The sequence below is a fragment of the Streptomyces sp. NPDC048185 genome (genome assembly GCF_043202495.1).
GTDB lineage: Bacteria > Actinomycetota > Actinomycetes > Streptomycetales > Streptomycetaceae > Streptomyces.
Map to the genome: position 1 here is coordinate 324,781 of NZ_JBIDAN010000001.1, position 19,533 is coordinate 344,313.

General features: G+C 70.6%; 17 protein-coding genes. 1 reads left to right on the top strand and 16 read right to left on the bottom strand.

The genetic code is table 11. From position 1 onward, the window contains the following. Window positions 1-3: 3 nt before the first annotated feature. The 4 genes from ACGF3H_RS01505 to ACGF3H_RS01520 all read right to left on the bottom strand — a co-directional run bounded on the left by ACGF3H_RS01505 (window position 4) and on the right by ACGF3H_RS01520 (window position 2,936). Window positions 4-480, bottom strand: coding sequence for a GNAT family N-acetyltransferase (locus ACGF3H_RS01505; RefSeq protein ID WP_362494699.1), 477 nt, complete (start codon window positions 478-480; stop codon window positions 4-6). Then, window positions 477-1,421, bottom strand: a complete 945-nt coding sequence (locus ACGF3H_RS01510; protein WP_362494697.1) for an RluA family pseudouridine synthase — start codon at window positions 1,419-1,421, stop codon at window positions 477-479. Before ACGF3H_RS01510 ends, ACGF3H_RS01505 begins: the two co-directional genes overlap by 4 nt. Window positions 1,422-1,488: 67 nt before the next feature. Further along, window positions 1,489-2,082 carry a signal peptidase II gene (lspA, locus tag ACGF3H_RS01515; protein WP_362494695.1) on the bottom strand — a complete coding sequence of 198 codons (594 nt, stop codon included), beginning with the start codon at window positions 2,080-2,082 and terminating at the stop codon, window positions 1,489-1,491. Between the two features lie 68 nt (window positions 2,083-2,150). Continuing rightward, a complete protein-coding gene (locus ACGF3H_RS01520) occupies window positions 2,151-2,936 on the bottom strand; it encodes a TraR/DksA family transcriptional regulator (RefSeq protein WP_362494693.1) in 786 nt (261 codons plus the stop codon). Window positions 2,937-3,548: 612 nt separating this feature from the next. Between ACGF3H_RS01520 and ileS the strand changes: the two genes are divergently transcribed. Then, entirely contained in the window at window positions 3,549-6,704 is a 3,156-nt protein-coding gene (gene ileS / locus ACGF3H_RS01525; protein ID WP_362494690.1) for an isoleucine--tRNA ligase, read from the top strand. A gap of 230 nt (window positions 6,705-6,934) precedes the next feature. On the opposite strand, the gene divIVA is transcribed toward ileS, so the two are convergent. The 12 genes from divIVA to murF form a co-directional block, all read right to left on the bottom strand. Next, window positions 6,935-8,101, bottom strand: a complete 1,167-nt coding sequence (divIVA, locus tag ACGF3H_RS01530; RefSeq protein ID WP_362494687.1) for an apical growth/hyphal branching protein DivIVA — start codon at window positions 8,099-8,101, stop codon at window positions 6,935-6,937. A 55-nt stretch (window positions 8,102-8,156) separates the two neighbouring features. Further along, window positions 8,157-8,441: a YggT family protein gene (locus ACGF3H_RS01535; RefSeq protein ID WP_007448661.1), complete on the bottom strand. Its 285-nt coding sequence runs from the start codon at window positions 8,439-8,441 to the stop codon at window positions 8,157-8,159. Between the two features lie 79 nt (window positions 8,442-8,520). Then, window positions 8,521-9,162, bottom strand: coding sequence for a cell division protein SepF (locus ACGF3H_RS01540; protein WP_189228256.1), 642 nt, complete (start codon window positions 9,160-9,162; stop codon window positions 8,521-8,523). 129 nt (window positions 9,163-9,291) lie between these two features. Beyond that, window positions 9,292-10,011: a YggS family pyridoxal phosphate-dependent enzyme gene (locus tag ACGF3H_RS01545; protein ID WP_362494684.1), complete on the bottom strand. Its 720-nt coding sequence runs from the start codon at window positions 10,009-10,011 to the stop codon at window positions 9,292-9,294. A 6-nt stretch (window positions 10,012-10,017) separates the two neighbouring features. Beyond that, window positions 10,018-10,746 (bottom strand): peptidoglycan editing factor PgeF, encoded by a 729-nt coding sequence (gene pgeF, locus ACGF3H_RS01550; RefSeq protein ID WP_362494682.1) that lies wholly within the window; start codon window positions 10,744-10,746, stop codon window positions 10,018-10,020. Beyond that, complete coding sequence (gene ftsZ / locus ACGF3H_RS01555; protein ID WP_362494680.1) at window positions 10,743-11,945, bottom strand: cell division protein FtsZ; 1,203 nt, start codon at window positions 11,943-11,945, stop codon at window positions 10,743-10,745. Before ftsZ ends, pgeF begins: the two co-directional genes overlap by 4 nt. Before the next feature lie 287 nt (window positions 11,946-12,232). Next, window positions 12,233-13,027, bottom strand: coding sequence for a cell division protein FtsQ (gene ftsQ, locus ACGF3H_RS01560; RefSeq protein WP_362494677.1), 795 nt, complete (start codon window positions 13,025-13,027; stop codon window positions 12,233-12,235). Window positions 13,028-13,051: 24 nt separating this feature from the next. Beyond that, window positions 13,052-14,146 carry an undecaprenyldiphospho-muramoylpentapeptide beta-N-acetylglucosaminyltransferase gene (murG, locus tag ACGF3H_RS01565; protein WP_362494674.1) on the bottom strand — a complete coding sequence of 365 codons (1,095 nt, stop codon included), beginning with the start codon at window positions 14,144-14,146 and terminating at the stop codon, window positions 13,052-13,054. 6 nt (window positions 14,147-14,152) lie between these two features. Continuing rightward, the gene (ftsW, locus tag ACGF3H_RS01570; RefSeq protein ID WP_362494671.1) at window positions 14,153-15,523 is read right to left on the bottom strand and encodes a putative lipid II flippase FtsW; all 1,371 of its coding nucleotides are present in this window, start codon (window positions 15,521-15,523) and stop codon (window positions 14,153-14,155) included. A gap of 75 nt (window positions 15,524-15,598) precedes the next feature. Beyond that, entirely contained in the window at window positions 15,599-17,005 is a 1,407-nt protein-coding gene (gene murD, locus ACGF3H_RS01575) for a UDP-N-acetylmuramoyl-L-alanine--D-glutamate ligase (RefSeq protein WP_362494668.1), read from the bottom strand. Window positions 17,006-17,013: 8 nt separating this feature from the next. Then, a complete protein-coding gene (gene mraY, locus ACGF3H_RS01580) occupies window positions 17,014-18,105 on the bottom strand; it encodes a phospho-N-acetylmuramoyl-pentapeptide-transferase (protein WP_189228554.1) in 1,092 nt (363 codons plus the stop codon). After that, window positions 18,105-19,520, bottom strand: coding sequence for a UDP-N-acetylmuramoyl-tripeptide--D-alanyl-D-alanine ligase (gene murF, locus ACGF3H_RS01585; protein ID WP_362494666.1), 1,416 nt, complete (start codon window positions 19,518-19,520; stop codon window positions 18,105-18,107). The genes mraY and murF overlap by 1 nt, the downstream gene beginning before the upstream one ends. Window positions 19,521-19,533: the final 13 nt, after the last annotated feature.

Consider the following 19,533-nt stretch of genomic DNA (forward strand, 5'->3'; position numbering starts at 1 on the left):
CGGCTACGGCAGGACGCGCCGCATCGCGCGGTGGGGTATCCCCGCGTCGGGGAACTCCGGTCCGTACGCCTGGTACCCCAGTCGCTCGTAGAAACCCAGGGCGTGCGTCTGCGCGTGCAGGTCGACCGCGGTCAGCCCGCGCGCGCGTGCCGCGTCCTCGACCGCGCGCACCAGGGCGGCGCCCACGCCCAGTCCGCGGGCGTCCCGGACGACGGCGAGCCGCCCGAGGGAGCCGACGGACGGATCCCCGTCGCCGTTCTTCGCCGCGGCGGCCGCACCGTGCAGCAGCCGCGAGGTGCCGAGCGGTACGCCGTCCTCCCGGACCGCGAGGACGTGCACGGCACCGGCGTCGTAGGCGTCGTACTCGATGTCCTCCGGGACGTTCTGTTCGGCGACGAAGACGTCCTTGCGCACCGCGAAGCACGCCTCCCGGTCGGCCGGGTCGTCGGCGACGCGCACCTGGTAGCCGGCGGTGCTCATGCGTAGGTCTCCTCACGCACCCGGTCCAGGGCCTGCTGGAGGTCCTCGGGGTAGTCGCTGGCGTACTCCACCCACTGGCCGTCGCCGGGGTGCTCGAACCCGAGCCGCACGGCGTGCAGCCACTGGCGGGTCAGGCGCAGCCGCTTGGCGAGGGTCGGGTCGGCGCCGTAGGTGAGGTCGCCGACGCAGGGGTGGCGGTGGGCGGCCATGTGGACGCGGATCTGGTGGGTGCGGCCGGTCTCCAGCTTCACGTCGAGCAGGGAGGCGGCGCGGAAGGCCTCGATGAGGTCGTAGTGCGTGACGGAGGGCTTGCCCTCGGCGGTGACGGCCCACTTGTAGTCGAGCTGGGGGTGGCGGCCGATGGGGGCGTCGATGGTGCCGCTGGTGGGATCGGGGTGGCCCTGCACGAGCGTGTGGTAGCGCTTGTCGACCGTGCGCTCCTTGAACTGGCGCTTGAGCGAGGTGTACGCCCGCTCCGACTTGGCGACCACCATCAGGCCGGAGGTGCCCACGTCGAGGCGGTGCACGATGCCCTGCCGCTCGGCGGCGCCGGAGGTGGAGACGCGGTATCCGGCGGCGGCCAGTCCCCCGATGACCGTGGGCCCGGTCCAGCCGGGCGAGGGGTGGGCGGCGACGCCGACCGGCTTGACGATCACGACGACGTCCTCGTCGTCGTGGACGATCTCCATGCCCTCGACGGGCTCGGCGACCACCTGCACCGGCGCGGGCGCCTGGGGCATCTCGACCTCGAGCCAGGCACCGCCGCGGACCCGCTCGGACTTGCCGACCACCGATCCGTCGACCTGCACCTTGCCCGCCGCGGCGAGCTCCGCGGCCTTGGTACGGGAGAAGCCGAACATGCGGGAGATGGCGGCGTCGACGCGCTCGCCCTCCAGGCCGTCGGGCACGGGCAGGGTACGGATCTCGGGAAGCGTGCTCACCCGTCGAGTATGCCGGACGGCTCCGGTGCTCCCGCACGCCCGTCCGGCACGGGGGCCGGGGCGGGCCTCAGTCCCGGTGGACGGTCCCGTCCGGGTCCAGGCCGCGGAAGGACAGGATCACGATCAGGATGCCGCCGCAGACGATCGCCGAGTCGGCGAGGTTGAAGACGGCGAAGTGCTTGGGCGCGATGAAGTCCACGACCGCGCCCTCGAAGACGCCGGGCGAGCGGAAGATCCGGTCGGTGAGGTTGCCGAGGGCGCCGCCGAGCAGCAGGCCGAGCGCGATCGCCCACGGCAGGCTGTGGAGCTTGCGCGCGAGGCGGGCGATCACGACGATCACGGCCGCCGCGATCACCGTGAAGATGATCGTGAAGGCCTCGCCGAAGCCGAAGGCCGCGCCCGCGTTGCGGATGGCGGCGAACCTCAGCCAGTCACCGACGATCTCGATCGGCTCGTGGTGCTCCAGCTTCGCGACCACGATCATCTTGCTGACCAGGTCGAGAAGGTACGCGAACACGGCGACCGCGAACAGCACGGCGACCCGGCGCCTGCCCCGGGGGCGCTCCGGGGCCTGCTCCCGCTCGGCGTCGAGCCGCTCCTGCCCGTCCCCCGCCGCGTCCGGGGTGTCCGGCGTACCGATGATGCGCTCCGCCTCTGCCACGTGAGTCCCTCGACCTAGGTACCTGACTGAGGACGAGGGTACGGCACGCCTTCCGTCCCGGCTGCGGCTCAGTAGCGGCGTTCCTGCTTCTGCTTGCACTCGACGCACAGGGTGGCCCGCGGGAAGGCCTGCATGCGCGCCTTGCCGATGGGGTTGCCGCAGTTCTCGCACAGGCCGTAGGTGCCCGCGTCGAGGCGGTCGAGGGCCCGTTCGGTCTGGGTGAGCATCTCGCGCGCGTTGGCGGCCAGCGCCAGTTCGTGCTCGCGCGTGATGTTCTTGGTGCCGGTGTCCGCCTCGTCGTCGCCGGCGCCGTCCCCCGAGTCCCGCATCAGGCCCTGCAGCGACCGCTCCGACTGGTCGATCTCGGTGCGCAGCCGGTCCGCCTCGGACTGGAGTTTCCCGCGGGCCTCCTCGACCTCTGCCGGGGTCCAGGGGTCCTCGCCGGGGCGTACCGCGAGGTCGCCGGGCTCCGCGGCGGTGCCGCGCGCCTTCGGAACCGCGGACTTGGCCGCCGTGGCCGTGCCAGGAGTCTTCTTCGCAACCACCGTCGTGGCTCCCGTCTGCTCCGCGGCCTCGGCCGCGCCCGCCTTCTTCGCCGTGCTCTTGTCGGCCGTGTTCTTCTTCACCGGGCTCTGCTGCTCCGCCGGGACCTTCTCCGCCGCGACGTCGTGGGCCGCGCCGCTGCCGTCGGCGGTCTTCTTCACCGCGGTCCTCTTCACCGCGGGCTTCTTCGTCACGGGCTTCTTCGTCACGGTCTTCTTCGCCGCCGTCTTCCTCGCGGCCGTGGCCTTCTCGGCAGCGGACTTCTTCGCGGTCGTCTCCGACTGCTCTACGGCGGTCTTCTTCGCCACCATGGCCGCGGCCCCTTCACATATTGTGATCTTGCTCGCGAATCGTGCTGGGACGATAAATCGACTCGGGTCCCGCGGCAACGGGGCACGCCGCCCGATTCGCCCGCCCACCGTGCGTCGCGTGGCCGGCATGCATGCGTTGTGCCCAGCTCCCCGCCCGGTAATCCGCCGGTCCGGTTCCGGCCGGGCCCGCCGTGAGCCGGACGCGCAAGGTCGGCATTCGGGTCACGCGGGGCCGCACGGGGCCTCCCCCGCGCCAGGCGCCGAAACCGGTCGGCCGTCGCCCGTGCGGCGCCGTACACTGGGCGGAGCGAAAAGCGTGGATGGGGACGAGTAGCGGCGTACGCAGCCCAGAGCGACCCGGGGACGGTGGGAGCCCGGGGGCGAGCGCGACGTGAAGATCACCCCGGAGCCGCCGGAAGAAAGACGTGACGGGAAGGTCACGGCGAGTAGACCCGGTTCGCGACCCCAATGAGGGGGCTCACCGGCGCACACGACGCACCGGGGGGCCAAGGAGGGTGGTACCGCGGGAGCGCGCCGCACACAGCGGCGTACGTAGCCTTTACGGCTCTCGTCCCTCCGACGGAAGGCAGTACGTCCGCCGGAGGAAGCTCGTTGAATACGCAGCCGCAGTACCGTCAGGTACCCGCCCAGGTCGACCTGCCCGCGCTCGAGCACGCCGTGCTCGACTTCTGGCGCGAGCAGAAGATCTTCGCCAAGAGCCTGGAGCAGTCCGAGGGCCGCCCGGAGTGGGTGTTCTACGAGGGCCCGCCCACCGCCAACGGCATGCCGGGCGCCCACCACATCGAGGCCCGCGTCTTCAAGGACGTCTTCCCCCGCTTCCGCACCATGCGCGGGTACCACGTGGGCCGCAAGGCCGGCTGGGACTGCCACGGTCTGCCGGTCGAGCTGGCGGTGGAGAAGGAGCTGGGCTTCTCCGGCAAGCAGGACATCGAGGCGTACGGCATCGCCGAGTTCAACGCCAGGTGCCGCGAGTCGGTGACCCGGCACACCGACGCCTTCGCCGAGCTCACGACCCGCATGGGTTACTGGGTCGACCTCGACGACGCCTACCGGACGATGGACCCGGAGTACGTCGAGTCGGTGTGGTGGTCGCTGAAGGAGATCTTCAACAAGGGCCTGCTGGTCCAGGACTACCGTGTCGCCCCCTGGTGCCCCCGCTGCGGCACCGGTCTGTCCGACCACGAGCTGGCCCAGGGCTACGAGACGGTCGTCGACCCCTCCGTCTACGTCCGCTTCCCGCTGATCTCCGGCCCGCTGGCCGGCGAGGCCGCGCTGCTGATCTGGACGACCACCCCATGGACGCTGGTCTCCAACACCGCGGTCGCCGCGCACCCCGACGTGACCTATGTCGTCGCGACGAAGGGCCCCGAGGGCACGGAGAAGCTGGTCGTCGCCGAGCAGCTGGTGGAGAAGGCCCTCGGCGAGGGCTGGGAGACCACCGGCCAGACCTTCACCGGCGCCGAGATGGAGCGCTGGACCTACCGGCGGCCCTTCGAGCTGGTGGAGTTCCCCGAGCCCGCCCACTTCGTGGTGAACGCCGAGTACGTCACCACCGAGGACGGCACCGGCCTCGTCCACCAGTCCCCCGCCTTCGGTGAGGACGACCTCAAGGTCTGCCGCTCCTACGGCCTGCCGGTCGTCAACCCGGTCCGCCCGGACGGCACCTTCGAGGAGAGCCTCCCCCTGGTCGGCGGCGTCTTCTTCAAGAAGGCCGACGAGCAGCTCACCGAGGACCTGGACGCCCGGGGCCTGCTCTTCAAGCACATCCCGTACGAGCACAGCTACCCGCACTGCTGGCGCTGCCACACCGCGCTGCTGTACTACGCGCAGCCGTCCTGGTACATCCGCACCACGGCGATCAAGGACCGCCTCCTCCAGGAGAACGAGAAGACCAACTGGTTCCCGGACTCGGTCAAGCACGGCCGGTACGGCGACTGGCTGAACAACAACATCGACTGGGCGCTCTCCCGCAACCGCTACTGGGGCACCCCGCTGCCGATCTGGCGCTGCGAGGACGACCACCTCACGGTCGTCGGCTCCCGCGCCGAGCTGACCGAGCTGACCGGCACCGACCAGTCCGCGCTCGACCCGCACCGCCCGTTCATCGACGACGTCGCCTTCGCCTGCCGTCACGACGGCTGCGGAAAGACGGCCACGCGCGTGCCGGAGGTCATCGACGCCTGGTACGACTCGGGCTCGATGCCGTTCGCGCAGTGGGGCTACCCGTACAAGAACAAGGAACTCTTCGAGTCCCGCTACCCGGCCCAGTTCATCAGCGAGGCCATCGACCAGACCCGCGGCTGGTTCTACACGCTGATGGCCGTCGGCACCCTGGTCTTCGACAAGTCCTCCTACGAGAACGTCGTCTGCCTCGGCCACATCCTCGCCGAGGACGGCCGCAAGATGTCCAAGCACCTGGGCAACATCCTGCAGCCGATCCCGTTGATGGACCAGCACGGCGCCGACGCCGTCCGCTGGTTCATGGCGGCCGGCGGTTCCCCGTGGGCGGCCCGCCGCGTCGGCCACGGCACCATCCAGGAGGTCGTCCGCAAGACGCTCCTCACCTACTGGAACACGGTCGCCTTCCAGGCCCTGTACGCCCGCACCACCGGCTGGGCGCCGAGCGAGGCCGACCCGGCCCCGGCCGAGCGTCCCGTGCTGGACCGCTGGCTGCTGTCCGAACTCCACGCGCTCACCGACCAGGTGACCCAGGCGCTGGAGAGCTACGACACCCAGCGCGCCGGCAAGCTGCTGTCCGCGTTCGTCGACGACCTGTCCAACTGGTACGTCCGCCGCTCGCGCCGCCGTTTCTGGCAGGGCGACAAGGCCGCGCTGCGCACGCTGCACGAGGTCGTCGAGACGGTCACCGAGCTGATGGCCCCGCTGACCCCGTTCATCACCGAGCGGGTCTGGCAGGACCTGATCGTGCCGGTCACCCCGGGCGCCCCGGAGTCGGTCCACCTGGCCTCCTGGCCGGAGGCGGACCTGTCGGCCATCGACCCGGAACTGTCGAAGCAGATGGTGCTGGTGCGCCGCCTGGTCGAGCTGGGCCGCGCCACGCGCGCGGAGTCGGGCGTCAAGACCCGGCAGCCGCTGCGCCGTGCGCTGATCGCCGCGACGGGCTTCGACGCGCTCTCCCCCGAACTGCGCACGCAGATCACGGAGGAGCTGAACGTCGAGTCCCTCGCGTCGCTGAGCGAGGTCGGCGGCTCCCTGGTCGACACGACGGCGAAGGCCAACTTCCGCGCGCTGGGCAAGCGGTTCGGCAAGCGCGTCCAGGACGTCGCCAAGGCCGTCGCGGCCGCGGACGCCGCCGCCCTGTCCCTCGCCCTGCGCGAGGGCACGGCGTCGGTCGAGGTGGACGGTGAGACGGTCACCCTCGCTCCCGACGAGGTGATCATCACCGAGACGCCGCGCGAGGGCTGGTCGGTCGCCTCGGACTCGGGCGCCACGGTGGCCCTCGACCTGGAGATCACGGAGGACCTCCGCCGTGCGGGCCTCGCCCGTGACGCGATCCGGCTGATCCAGGAGGCCCGCAAGAACAGCGGCCTGGACGTCGCCGACCGCATCGCGCTGCGCTGGACGGCCACGGACGCGGCGACGGTCGCCGCCCTCACGGAGCACGCCGCGCTGATCGCGGACGAGGTCCTCGCGACGGACTTCGCCCAGGGCGAGGCGGACGACGCGTACGGGGAGCCGTTCACGGACGAGCCCCTGACCCTGACGTTCCGCCTGCGCAAGCAGTAGCCGCCACGGCGAAGGCCCGGCCCCTCGACCGGAGGGGCCGGGCCTTCGTGTCTGCGCGGCTGCGGGCGGCCACCGTGCCGGGCCACCCGACCGCCCCCGCCCAGCACCGGCAGCCCCGCACCGGCACCCCGCACAACACAAGGGCGGGCCCCGGGTCAGAAACCCGGGGCCCGCCCTGAACGCCGCCTAAGGCTACGCCGTACTACTCACCGGACGTCGGTCCGATCAGCTCAGTTGTCGTCCTCGTCGATCAGGAAGCCCCGCATCGGCGAAGGCGCCTGCCCCATCGGCGAGGGCCCCTGCGGCCGCACCGGCGCCATCGGCTGGGTCATCGCCGGCGACATCTGCTGCTGACCGCCGTAGGACGGACCGGACTGGCTCGGTCCACTGCCCATCGACTGGTTGCCGCCGTAGGACGGGGCACTCGCGCCGGCCGGAGCCATCGAGGGCGCCGGGGACGGCGGGAGCGAGGCCGTCGCGGGCGTACGCGGCGGGGCGAGCGAGTCGTCCGCCTGGGTCTCCAGCTGACGCAGCTGGGACTCCAGGTACGACTTCAGCCGCGTCCGGTACTCGCGCTCGAAGCCGCGCAGGTCCTCGACCTTGCGCTCCAGCGTGGCGCGGGCGGACTCCAGGGAGCCCATCGCGACGCGGTGCTTCTCCTGCGCGTCCCGCTCCAGGGCGTCGGCCTTGGCACGGGCGTCCCGCTCCAGACCCTCGGCACGCGAACGCGCCTCGCCGACGATCTTGTTGGCCTCGGAACGCGCCTCGGCGATCGCCTGGTCGGCGGTCTGCTGGGCGAGCGAGAGGACACGGGCGGCGCTGTCGCCACCGGGACCTCCCTGACCGGGCATGCCCGGGCCACCGGGACCCTGCGGACCGCCCATGGGGCCGCCCATCGGACCCGGACCCATCTGGCCCTGCATCGGACCCGGGCCCTGGCCCATCGGCCCCGGACCCTGGCCCATCGGGCCGGGACCCTGCGGGCCGCCCTGACCGCCGGGGCCGGCGGGCAGCTGCGGGGCACCGCTCGGCAGCTGGGGCGGACCACCCATGGGGCCACCCATCTGCTGCTGCGGCGGGCCCGATATGCCGGCGGGCACCGGAGCGCCGGGACCTCGCATGCCCTGCTGAGGCATGCCGCCCTGCTGCTGTGGATGCTGCTGGTGCTGCTGATCCTGGGGCGGTTCCGGGGGCTTGCGCATGTTCTGCTGGTTCTGCGCAGCCGCGCGCGTCGCCGCGGCCAGCTTGGCCCGCAGGTCCTCGTTCTCGCGGAGCAGCCGGGTCAGTTCGGCTTCGACCTCGTCGAGGAAGGCATCGACCTCGTCCTCGTCATAGCCTTCTCGGAGGCGGACGGTCGTGAACTGCTTGTTCCGCACGTCCTCAGGGGTCAACGGCATCTCTTCACCTCAACGTAGTCGTCGGCATTCGGCAAGCCCGTATCTCTCTCATCGCTCACAGCCGGCTCACGATCGAGATCAGGATGTAGACGATGATCATCAGTACGAAGAAGGACAGGTCGAGCGCCACGCCCCCGAGACGCAGCGGCGGGATGAACCGCCGCAGAAGCTTCAACGGTGGATCGGTGACAGTGTAGGTGGCCTCCAGAACGACCACCATCGCCTTGCCGGGTTGCCACGAGCGGGCGAACTGGAAGACGTAGTCCATGACCAACCGGAAGATGAGCACGATGAGAAAGCACATCAGCGCGATGTAGACGACATCCAGGACCACGCTCATGACCTGTGCTTCCCTCTCCCCTGAACCATCTCTCGGACCCGCCCTCGGATCCGTGCTCTGCTCTAACCGGTCGTGCGTCTCAGCTCTGGTTGAAGAACCCGCCCTCTGCGATGCGGGCCTTGTCCTCCGCCGTGACATCGACGTTAGCAGGAGACAGCAGGAACACCTTCTGCGTCACCCGCTCGATACTGCCGTGAAGACCAAACACCAAACCGGCCGCAAAGTCGACAAGTCGCTTCGCATCTGTGTCATCCATCTCAGTGAGATTCATGATCACCGGCGTGCCCTCACGGAAGTGTTCCCCGATGGTACGGGCCTCGTTGTAGGTCCGGGGGTGAAGCGTGGTGATCCGGTAGGGCTCTCGTTCGGACACGACCTTGGGCATGATGACCGGTGCGCTCTTTTCCAGGCTTGCGCGTTCTTGTGTGATGGATGCCACGGGCGCGATGCGCGCCGGGCGGCCCGATTCCGCCCCGAGCGAAGCGGAACGGGGCACCGGCTCGCGCTGCACGGGCGGTTGGACGATTCTTACCTCTTCGTCCCTTTGGGGCTGATGTGAACCGTGCGACTGGTGTGCCGGTTCGTGCCGCCGGTGGTCCCGCTCGGGCTCCGGGTCCAGTTCGGGTTCGAAGTCGTCGTCGGGGTCGAAGCCCCGGCCGTCGTACCCATCGTCCTCCACGAGGCCGAGGTAGACCGCCATCTTGCGCATCGCGCCGGCCATGCTCTGAGTCCTCCGCTCTGTGGTGGATCGGCTGACGACTGCCAAATGCCTGCGATCCACAAGGTCGTTGTTTCCGCCTTTCGGCGGTAATGACCATATTTTCTGCTGTGGTCCGACTTCTTGGCGACGTTACCCGAGCCTGGGTCGGACTCCGAGTACCGCGGTGCCGACGCGTACATGTGTCGCTCCGGCGGCCACGGCCTGTTCGAGGTCCGCACTCATTCCTGCGGAGACCATGTTCGCAGCCGGATGAGCTCGGCGCAGGTGGGTCGACAAATCCATGAGGTGCTCGAACGCCGCCTGTTGACGTCCGGCGTACTCGCCGGTGAGCGGTGCCACGGTCATCAGCCCGTCGAGCCGCAGCCCGTTCGACCCGGCGACCAGGTCGGCCAACTCTTCGATTCCCGCGGGCGCGACGCCCCCGCGCTCACCGCGCGCGCTCTCCCCCGCGTCGAGCGCGACCTGGAGGAGCACCCCCACCTCACGGCCGGCGCGCACCGCTTCCCTCGACAGGGCCGTGACGAGCTTGGCGCGGTCGACGGACTGCACGACATCGGCGTAACCGACCACTGATCGCACCTTGTTGGTCTGCAACTGACCGACGAAATGCCACGAAAGCGACAGATCCGAGCAGGCGGCGGCCTTGGGTGCGGCGTCCTGGTCGCGGTTCTCGGCGACATGGCGCACGCCTAGTCCGGAGAGGATGCGCACATCGTCGGCCGGGTAGGTCTTGGTGACCACGATCAGGGTCACCTCCTCGCGGGGGCGGCCGGCGGCCTCGCACGCGGCGGCGATGCGCTCTTCCACTTTCGCCAGATTCCCGGCGAGTTCGTCCTTACGGTCCGTCATGCCCCATCAGTCCAGCCAGACATAGCCCGCGAGCCGCCCGGTGGTGCGGTCGCGTCGGTACGAGAAGTGGTCCTTCGACTCCCGGGTGCACACCGGCGACTGCGCCAGGTCGCGCACCCCGAGCCGTTCGAGCTGCGCGCGCACCCCGGCGCTCACGTCGAGGGCCGGAGTGCCCCAGCTCGTCACGGCGTGCGCCGACGGTTCGACGGCGGCCACCTCGGCGCGCATCTCCTCCGGCACCTCGTAGCACCGGCCGCACACGGCGGGTCCGGTGCGGGCGACGATCCGGGCCGGGTCGGCGCCGAGTTCGGTCATGGCCCGTACCGCGGCGGTGACGACCCCGGCGACCAGGCCGGGCCGGCCCGCGTGGGCCGCGGCGGCGACACCGGCGACGGGGTCGGCGAGCAGGACGGGTACGCAGTCGGCGGTGAGGACGGCGAGGGCGAGACCGCGCTCGGCGGTGACGACCGCGTCGACCCGCGGGACCGGGCGGTCCCCCCAGGGTGCGTCGACCACGGCGACGTCGGCCCCGTGCACCTGGTTCATCCAGACCACCCGGGCCGGGTCGACGCCCAGCGACCTCGCGGCCAGCTCACGGTTGGCCGTCACGGCGGCCGGGTCGTCGCCGACCGCGCCGCCGAGGTTGAGCTCCTCGTACGGAACGGCGCTCACTCCGCCCCACCGGTCGGTGAAGCCGAAGTGCGCGCCGTTCACGGTGTCGCGCTGTCCTATCACTTCAGGAAGTCCGGCACGTCCAGTTCCTCGGCCGCGCTGTCCGAGTACGTCCGGGACGGCGGGACCGGCGGCGCGGCGACCGGCGGCAGGTCGCTGACCGGCTCCGGTGCCGGAACCGGCTCCGGCTCCTCCTTCGGCTTCACGCTGCCGAGCGACCCGAAGGACGGGCGGCTCTCGGGCTGCCGCGCCGGGGCGGGCTCCTCGCGCTTGGCCGAGGCCGAGCCGAGGACGTTGTCCCGCTTGGACGGCGGCTGGCCCCCGTCGAAGCCGGCCGCGATCACGGTGACCCGCACCTCGTCGCCGAGGGCGTCGTCGATGACCGCGCCGAAGATGATGTTGGCCTCGGGGTGCGCGGCCTCGCTGACCAGCTGGGCGGCCTCGTTGATCTCGAACAGGCCGAGGTCGGAGCCGCCGGAGATGGAGAGCAGCACGCCGCGGGCGCCGTCGATGGACGCCTCGAGGAGCGGCGAGGAGATCGCCATCTCGGCCGCGGCCACCGCGCGGTCGTCACCGCGGGCCGAGCCGATGCCCATGAGGGCCGAACCGGCCTCGGACATGACCGACTTGACGTCGGCGAAGTCCAGGTTGATCAGGCCGGGCGTGGTGATGAGGTCGGTGATGCCCTGCACACCGGACAGCAGCACCTGGTCGGCCGACTTGAAGGCGTCGAGCACCGAGACCTGGCGGTCGGAGATGGACAGCAGCCGGTCGTTGGGGATGACGATGAGGGTGTCGACCTCTTCGCGGAGCTCCGCGATGCCGTCCTCGGCCTGGTTGGCGCGGCGCCGTCCCTCGAAGGTGAACGGGCGCGTGACCACACCGATGGTGAGGGCGCCGAGCGAGCGGGCGATGTTGGCCACGACGGGTGCCCCGCCGGTGCCGGTGCCGCCGCCTTCACCGGCCGTCACGAAGACCATGTCGGCCCCCTTGAGGACCTCCTCGATCTCCTCGCGGTGGTCCTCGGCGGCCTTGCGGCCGACGGCCGGGTTGGCTCCGGCGCCGAGTCCGCGGGTGAGTTCACGGCCGACGTCCAGCTTGACGTCGGCGTCGCTCATCAACAGAGCTTGCGCGTCGGTGTTGATGGCGATGAACTCGACGCCCTTGAGACCGACCTCGATCATCCGGTTGATGGCATTGACACCACCGCCGCCGACACCGATGACTTTGATGACTGCGAGGTAGTTCTGCGGTGCTGCCACGTCGAAGGCCTCTCGCCTCGAGTTACGTGTCGCCGGATCACCGGAGCACTGGTGCCCCGCGACCCGCCGACTGATGCCGAATGGGACGGTCCGTAGCGCCGACCCGAACCCTAACGCTGAAGTTTAGGGTTACCAGTGTGTCTGTTCCTTGGAGTCTTCTGAACAGGACACTAAGTCGACAAGTGGCGCGCGTTCAACGAACACGCCGAACCTCCCGTTTTTCTTTTCACCCTATGTGATCAGCCGTAGCGCTGCCCAACCAGGGTGCTGGCCTGCACGTATACCCGTCAACTCCCCGATGACGCAGGGGCGGTGGGAACGCTGACGTCGAAGTGCCGTGCCCCGGGCGTCGCTTTCATCAGCGCGGTGAGCGCCCGGCCCTTCCGCTCGCCCTGTTCACCGCTTCCCCAGGCCACGGTCCTGCCGTCGCTCAGCTCCAGCGAGATGTCGTCGTAGGAACGGACCTTGACCAGGCGGGTCTGCCGTGCGACCGCGTCCGGGACGGCTCCGGCGACCCGGACCGCCTCGCGCACCAGGCGGTCCTCGCCGAAACGGCGCAGACTCGCCGCGGCCGGCCCCGAGCGGACGGGCTCCAATTTCAGTGCGGGCACGCTTTTCGGTGCGCGGGGAACCGTGGCGTAGCGGACGCCTTCGTCGTCCACTTCCACGAAGTTTTTGCCTTTTTGCACCACAAGAACCGGAGTGCGCTCCGTCACTTCCAACGCGATTCCGTCGGGCCAGGAACGCACCACGTCGACCTCGTCGATGCGGGGCAATGCCGAGCCGAGCCGGGCCGCGATCGCCTCGGTGTCGACGGACACCAGCGCGTCCCCGACGGGCACGTCGGCCGCCTCGCGGACCTGGGCCGGCGTCAGGACGCGGGTACCGGAGACCGACACATGGTCCACGCGGAGCCAGTTCGACCCGTACAGCACCCAGAGCGTCACGCCTCCGACGACCACGAAGGCGACGGCCAGGATGATGATCGTACGAAGACGGGGCGGCCGGAACCGCCTGGCACCGGGCGGGCCGGACGACTCCTGCTGGCGTTCACCGCGTTCGGCGGTGGTCGGTCCGGCCACGCTCCCTGCCTTCCGTCATGCGTCTCAGCGGTGTGCGCGGGCGGCGATCGCCTCGTACACCATGCCGACGAGGAGGTCGTCGGCGTCCCGGCGGCCGAACTCGGCGGCGGCGCGGGACATCTCGTACAGCCGGTGCGGATCGGCGAGCACGGGCAGGACGTTGTGCTGCACCCACTCGGGCGTCAGTTCCGCGTCGTCGACCAGCAGTCCGCCGCCGGCCTTCACCACCGGCTGGGCGTTCAGCCGCTGTTCACCGTTGCCGATGGGCAGCGGGACGTAGGCGGCCGGCAGTCCGACGGCGGAGAGTTCGGCGACGGTCATCGCGCCCGCGCGGCAGAGCATCATGTCGGCGGCGGCGTACGCGAGGTCCATCCGGTCCAGATAACTTACCGGGATGTAGGGGGGCATCCCCGGCATCTGGTGGACCTGCGGCAGTTCGTTCTTCGGGCCGACCGCGTGCAGGATCTGGATGCCGGCCTGCTGGAGCCAGGGCGCGACCTGCTGGACCACCTCGTTGAGGCGGCGGGCGCCCTGCGAGCCGCCGGAGACCAGCAGCGTGGGCAGGTTGGGGTCGAGGCCGAACGCGGCGCGGGCCTCGGGGCGCACGGCGGCCCGGTCCAGGGTGGAGATGGAGCGGCGCAGCGGGATGCCGATGTAGCGCGAGTTGCGCAGCTTGCTGTCGGGCGTGGAGACGGCGACCTGGGCGGCGTACCGGGAGCCGATCTTGTTGGCCAGTCCGGGCCGGGCGTTGGCCTCGTGGATCACGATCGGCACACCGAGCCGCTTGGCCGCCAGGTAGCCGGGCAGGGCGACGTAGCCGCCGAAGCCGACCACGGCGTCCGCCTTGGTGCGTTCCAGGACCTGCTCGGCCGCCTTGATGGTGCCGCGCAGCCGGCCCGGGACGGTGATCAGCTCGGGCGTGGGCTTGCGCGGCAGCGGGACGGCCGGGATCAGCGCCAGCTCGTATCCGCGCTCGGGCACCAGGCGGGTCTCCAGGCCGCGTTCCGTGCCCAGGGCCGTGATGCCCACGGTCGGATCCTGCCTGCGCAGGGCGTCCGCGAGGGCGAGCGCGGGCTCGATGTGGCCCGCGGTTCCTCCGCCGGCGAGTACGACATGCACCGAATTTCACCGCTCTCCGGACGAACGCGCCGCCGAGGCACGCCGTCGCATCGTGTTCCGACTCCGGGGGTTCCGTTTGGGCCCGGGGCCTCCGGTTCCCCCCGTTCCCCGCTTTCTACCAAAGCGAGGTTGCCGCAGCGCAAGCGCCGCCCGCGCACCGGGCTCGTCGCGTGCGAAGGCGATGAGCAGACCGATGGCGAACATGGTCGGCAGCAGGGCGGATCCTCCGTAGGAGAACAGCGGGAGGGGGACACCGGCGATCGGCAGCAGCCCGAGGACCGCACCGATGTTGATCACGGCCTGGGCCGTGATCCAGGTGGTCACGCCTCCCGCGGCATACCTGACGAAGGGGTCCTCCGTGCGTCCGGCCACGCGGATACCCGCATAGCCTAGAGCCGCGAACAGGGCGAGCACCGACAGAGTCCCTGCCAGGCCCAGTTCCTCACCGGTGACGGCGAAGATGAAGTCGGTGTGCGCTTCGGGGAGTTCGCCCCATTTCTCCACGCTGGCGCCGATCCCGGATCCGAACAGTCCGCCCGAGGCGAGCGCGTAGATGCCGTGCACGGCCTGCCAGCAGGAGTCGCCCGGACCGGGGTCGGTGGCGCCGATGCAGTTCAGCCGGGCCATGCGGTTGGGGCTGGTCTTGATGAGGATCACGCCGAGCAGCGCGGCGACGGAGAGCACCCCGGCGAACAGCCGCGTGGGCGCGCCGGCCAGCCACAGCAGGCCGAACAGGATCGCCGTGAGGATGATCGCCGTGCCCATGTCGCCGCCGATCATGATCAGCCCGAGCAGCATGAAGGCGGCCGGCACCAGGGGCACGAGCATGTGCTTCCACTGGGTCAGCAGCTTCCTGTCCTGCTTGCGCGCGAGCAGGTCGGCGCCCCACAGCACCAGGGCGAGCTTGCCGAACTCGCTCGGCTGGATCTGGAACGAGCCGCCCAGGGAGATCCAGTTCTGGTTGCCGTTGACCGCCACCCCTATCCCCGGCACCTGGACGAGGATCATCAGGACGACGGCCGCGGCGAGAATCGGGTAGGCCAGCGCCCGGTGCAGTTTCACCGGCATCCGCATCGCGGCCACCAGCAGTCCGCCGCCGATCAGGGCGGCCAGGAACTGCTTGCGGAAGAAGTACGAGCCGGGCAGGGAGAGCTGGAGCGCGGTGATCTGGGAGGCCGAGTAGACCATCACCAGACCGAGGACGGTGATCAGCGAACTGCCGCCCAGAATCAGGTAGTAGGCGGTCAGCGGCCGGTCCCAGGCGCGGCGGAGACGGAGGTAGAGGCCGAGGACCGGGTTCTCGTGCGGCGGCCCCGCGGCGGGCGGCCGCTTGACGGCACGCTGCGCGGGCGGACGTCCGGTGCGGCTACCGGGCATCGCGGCCTCCGCTGTACATCGGCCTGGACCGTCCCACGCGTCCTCCCGAGATCACCCGGCGCAGGAGCGGCCGGATCAGGCGCCGAGTTCGCGAACGGCTTCCGCGAACGCGTCACCGCGCTTGTTGTAGTTGATGAACATGTCCATGGAGGCACAGGCCGGAGCCAGCAGCACCGTGTCGCCGGGCCGCGCGAGTCGCTGGGCCTCCTGGACGGCCTGGAGCATCGCCCCAGTGTCGGTCCGGTCGAGGTCGACCACGGGTACTTCCGGGGCGTGTCGCGCCAGGGCTTCGCGGATCAGCGCGCGGTCGGCGCCGATGAGCACGGCGCCGCGCAGCCGCTTCGCCGCCCCCGCGACCAGCTCGTCGAAGGTGGCGCCCTTCGCCAGTCCGCCCGCGATCCACACGATCGACTCGTACGCCGCCAAGGAGGCCTCGGCGGCATGGGTGTTGGTGGCCTTGGAGTCGTCCACGTACGCCACCTCGTCCACGTCGGCGACGTGCGCGATGCGGTGGGCGTCGGGCGTGAAGGCCCGCAGTCCGTCGCGGACGGCGGCGGCGGGGACGCCGAAGGCACGGGCGAGGGCCGCCGCGGCAAGGGCGTTGGCGATGTTGTGCGGGGCCGGCGGGCGGACGTCGGAGACCTCGGCGAGCTCCTGGGCGTTCTTCTGCCGGTTCTCCACGAAGGCGCGGTCGACCAGGATGCCCTCCACGACGCCGAGTTGGGAGGGGCCGGGGGTGCCCAGGGTGAAGCCCACGGCCCGGCAGCCCTCTTCGACGTCGGCGGCGCGGACCAGGTCCTCGGTCGCCTTGTCGGCGACGTTGTAGACGCAGGCGATGCGATTGCCCTCGTAGATGCGGCCCTTGTCGGCGGCGTACGCCTCCATGGAGCCGTGCCAGTCGAGGTGGTCGGGGGCGAGGTTGAGCACCGCGGCCGAGTGGGCGCGCAGGGAGGGCGCCCAGTGGAGCTGGTAGCTGGACAGCTCCACGGCGAGGACGTCGTACTCCTCCTCGCCGGTGACCGCGTCCAGCAGGGAGACGCCGATGTTGCCGACGGCGGCCGTGCGCAGGCCGGCCGCCCTCAGGATGGAGGCCAGCATCTGGACGGTGGTCGTCTTGCCGTTGGTGCCGGTGACGGCCAGCCAGGGCGCGGCGTCGGGGCCGCGCAGGCGCCAGGCCAGTTCGACGTCGCCCCAGACCGGGACGCCCGCCCGGCCCGCCGCCGCGAACAGCGGCTTGTCCGGCTTCCAGCCGGGCGCGGTGACGATCAGCTCGGTGCCCTCGGGGAGTGTGTCGCCGTCGCCGAGGCGCACGGTGATCCCGAGCGCCTCGAGCTCGGCCGCCTGCGTCCGCGCGCGCTCGTCGTCGCCGTCGTTGACGACGGTGACGTGCGCGCCGAGGCCGTGCAGGACCTTGGCCGCCGGGACGCCGGAGACGCCCAGTCCGGCGACGGTGACGTGCTTGCCGGTGAATTCCGAAGGCACCGAGGAGGTCACTTGTCCGCTGCCCATCCCGCGTAGAAGAGGCCGAGTCCGACGATCACGCAGATGCCCTGGATGATCCAGAAGCGGACCACGACAAGGACCTCGGACCAGCCTTTGAGTTCGAAGTGGTGCTGAAGCGGCGCCATCCGGAAGACGCGCTTGCCGGTGAGGCGGAAGGAGCCGACCTGGATGACCACCGACATGGTGATCAGGACGAACAGACCGCCGAGGATGGCCATCAGCAGCTCGGTGCGCGAGCAGATCGCGAGACCCGCCAGCACGCCGCCGAGGGCGAGCGAACCGGTGTCGCCCATGAAGATCTTGGCCGGCGAGGTGTTCCACCACAGGAAGCCGAGGCAGGAACCCATCAGCGCGGAGGCGACCACCGCCAGGTCGAGCGGGTCGCGCACCTCGTAGCAGGCGCCGGGGTTGGTCAGGGTCAGCGCGTTGGCGCAGGACTCCTGGAACTGCCAGACGCCGATGAAGGTGTAGGCGCCGAAGACCAGGACGGAGGCGCCGGTGGCCAGGCCGTCGAGGCCGTCGGTGAGGTTCACGCCGTTCGACATGGCGAGGATCATGAACAGCGCCCAGACCACGAACAGCACCGGGCCGATGGTCCAGCCGAAGTCGGTGATGAACGACAGCTTGGTGGAGGCCGGGGTGTTGCCGCGGTTGTCCGCGAACTGGAGCGCGAGGACCGCGAAGGCGATGCCGACGATGAGCTGGCCGGCCATCTTCGCCTTGGCCCGCAGGCCCAGGGAACGCCGCTTGACGATCTTGATGTAGTCGTCGAGGAAGCCGACCAGGCCCATGCCGACCATCAGGCCGAGCACCAGCAGACCCGAGAAGGTCGGCCCCGCGTCGGCCTCCTCGTCCAGATAGCCCGTGATCACCTTGGCCAGGAAGTAGGCGATGACCGTCGCCAGGATGAAGGCGATACCACCCATGGTCGGCGTACCGCGCTTGCTGGCGTGCTCGCGCGGGCCGTCGTCGCGGATGTACTGGCCGTAGCCCTTGCGGGCCAGCAGCTTGATCAGCAGCGGGGTGCCGACCAAGGTCAGGAAGAGGCCAATGACTCCCGCGAACAGGATCTGCTTCATCATCGGGCGGCGACCTCACCCTCGGCGCCGGTCTCGAGCAGCGCCGTGGCGACGCTCTCCAGCCCCACCGAACGGGACGCCTTCACGAGTACGACGTCCCCCGGGCGCAACTCGCTGCGCAACAGGTCGATCGCCGCCTGTGCGTCGGACACGTGCACCGACTCCTCACCCCACGAACCCTCGTTATATGCGCCCAGTTGCAGCCATCGGGCTTCCCTGCCCCCGACCGCGACGAGCTTGCTGACGTTGAGCCGGACGGCGAGCCGTCCGACCGCGTCGTGCTCGGCGAGCGCCTCGTCCCCGAGCTCGGCCATCTTGCCGAGCACCGCCCACGTACGACGCCCCTTACCGATGGCCACGAGGGCGCGCAGCGCGGCCTTCATGGACTCGGGGTTCGCGTTGTAGGCGTCGTTGACGACCGTCACGCCGTCCGGGCGCTCGGTGACCTCCATCCGCCAGCGGGAGAGGGAGCCCGCCTCGGAGAGCGCGGTGGCGATCTCGTCTGCGGACATGCCCAACTCGTGGGCGACGGCGGCCGCGGCGAGCGCGTTCGACACGTGGTGCTCACCGTACAGGCGCATGGTCACATCACTTGCACCGGAGGGTGTGTGAAGCCTGAAGGAGGGCTGTCCGCTGTCCGTGAGTCGCACGTTCTCGGCGCGAACGTCCGCTTCGTCGGACTCTCCGAAAAGGATCACCTTCGCCTTCGTACGGGAGGACATGGCACGTACGTAGGCGTCGTCCGCGTTGAGGACCGCGACGCCGCCCTCCTCGGCCGGCGGGAGCGCCTCGACGAGTTCGCCCTTGGCCTGGGCGATCTGCTCCCGGCCGCCGAACTCGCCGATGTGGGCGCTGCCGACGTTGAGGACGAGGCCGATCCTGGGCGGGGTGAGTTCGGTGAGGTACCGGATGTGGCCGATGCCGCGGGCGCCCATCTCCAGGACGAGGAACTTCGTCTCGTCGGTGGCGGTGAGGGCGGTCAGCGGCAGCCCGATCTCGTTGTTGAGCGAGCCCGGCGTGAACACCGTCGGCGCCTTGCGCTGGAGGACCTGCGCGATGAGGTCCTTGGTGCTGGTCTTGCCGGCGGATCCGGTGAGGGCGACGAGGGTGGTGCCGAGCCGCCGTACGACGTGGCGGGCGAGGGCGCCGAGGGCGGCCTGGACGTCGTCCACGACGATCGCGGGCACGCCGACGGGGCGGGAGCCGAGCACGGCCACCGAACCCGCCTCCACGACCGCCGGCGCGAAGTCGTGGCCGTCCACGCGCTCGCCGACGAAGGCGACGAAGAGGCTGCCGGGTCCCGCTTCCCGGGAGTCCCGGACCACCGGCCCGGTGACCTCGACGGACGCGTCCGGTATGTCGTGCATCTGCCCGCCGACGACTTCTGCGATCTCGGCGAGGGAGAGGGCGATCACAAGTTCATCCCCT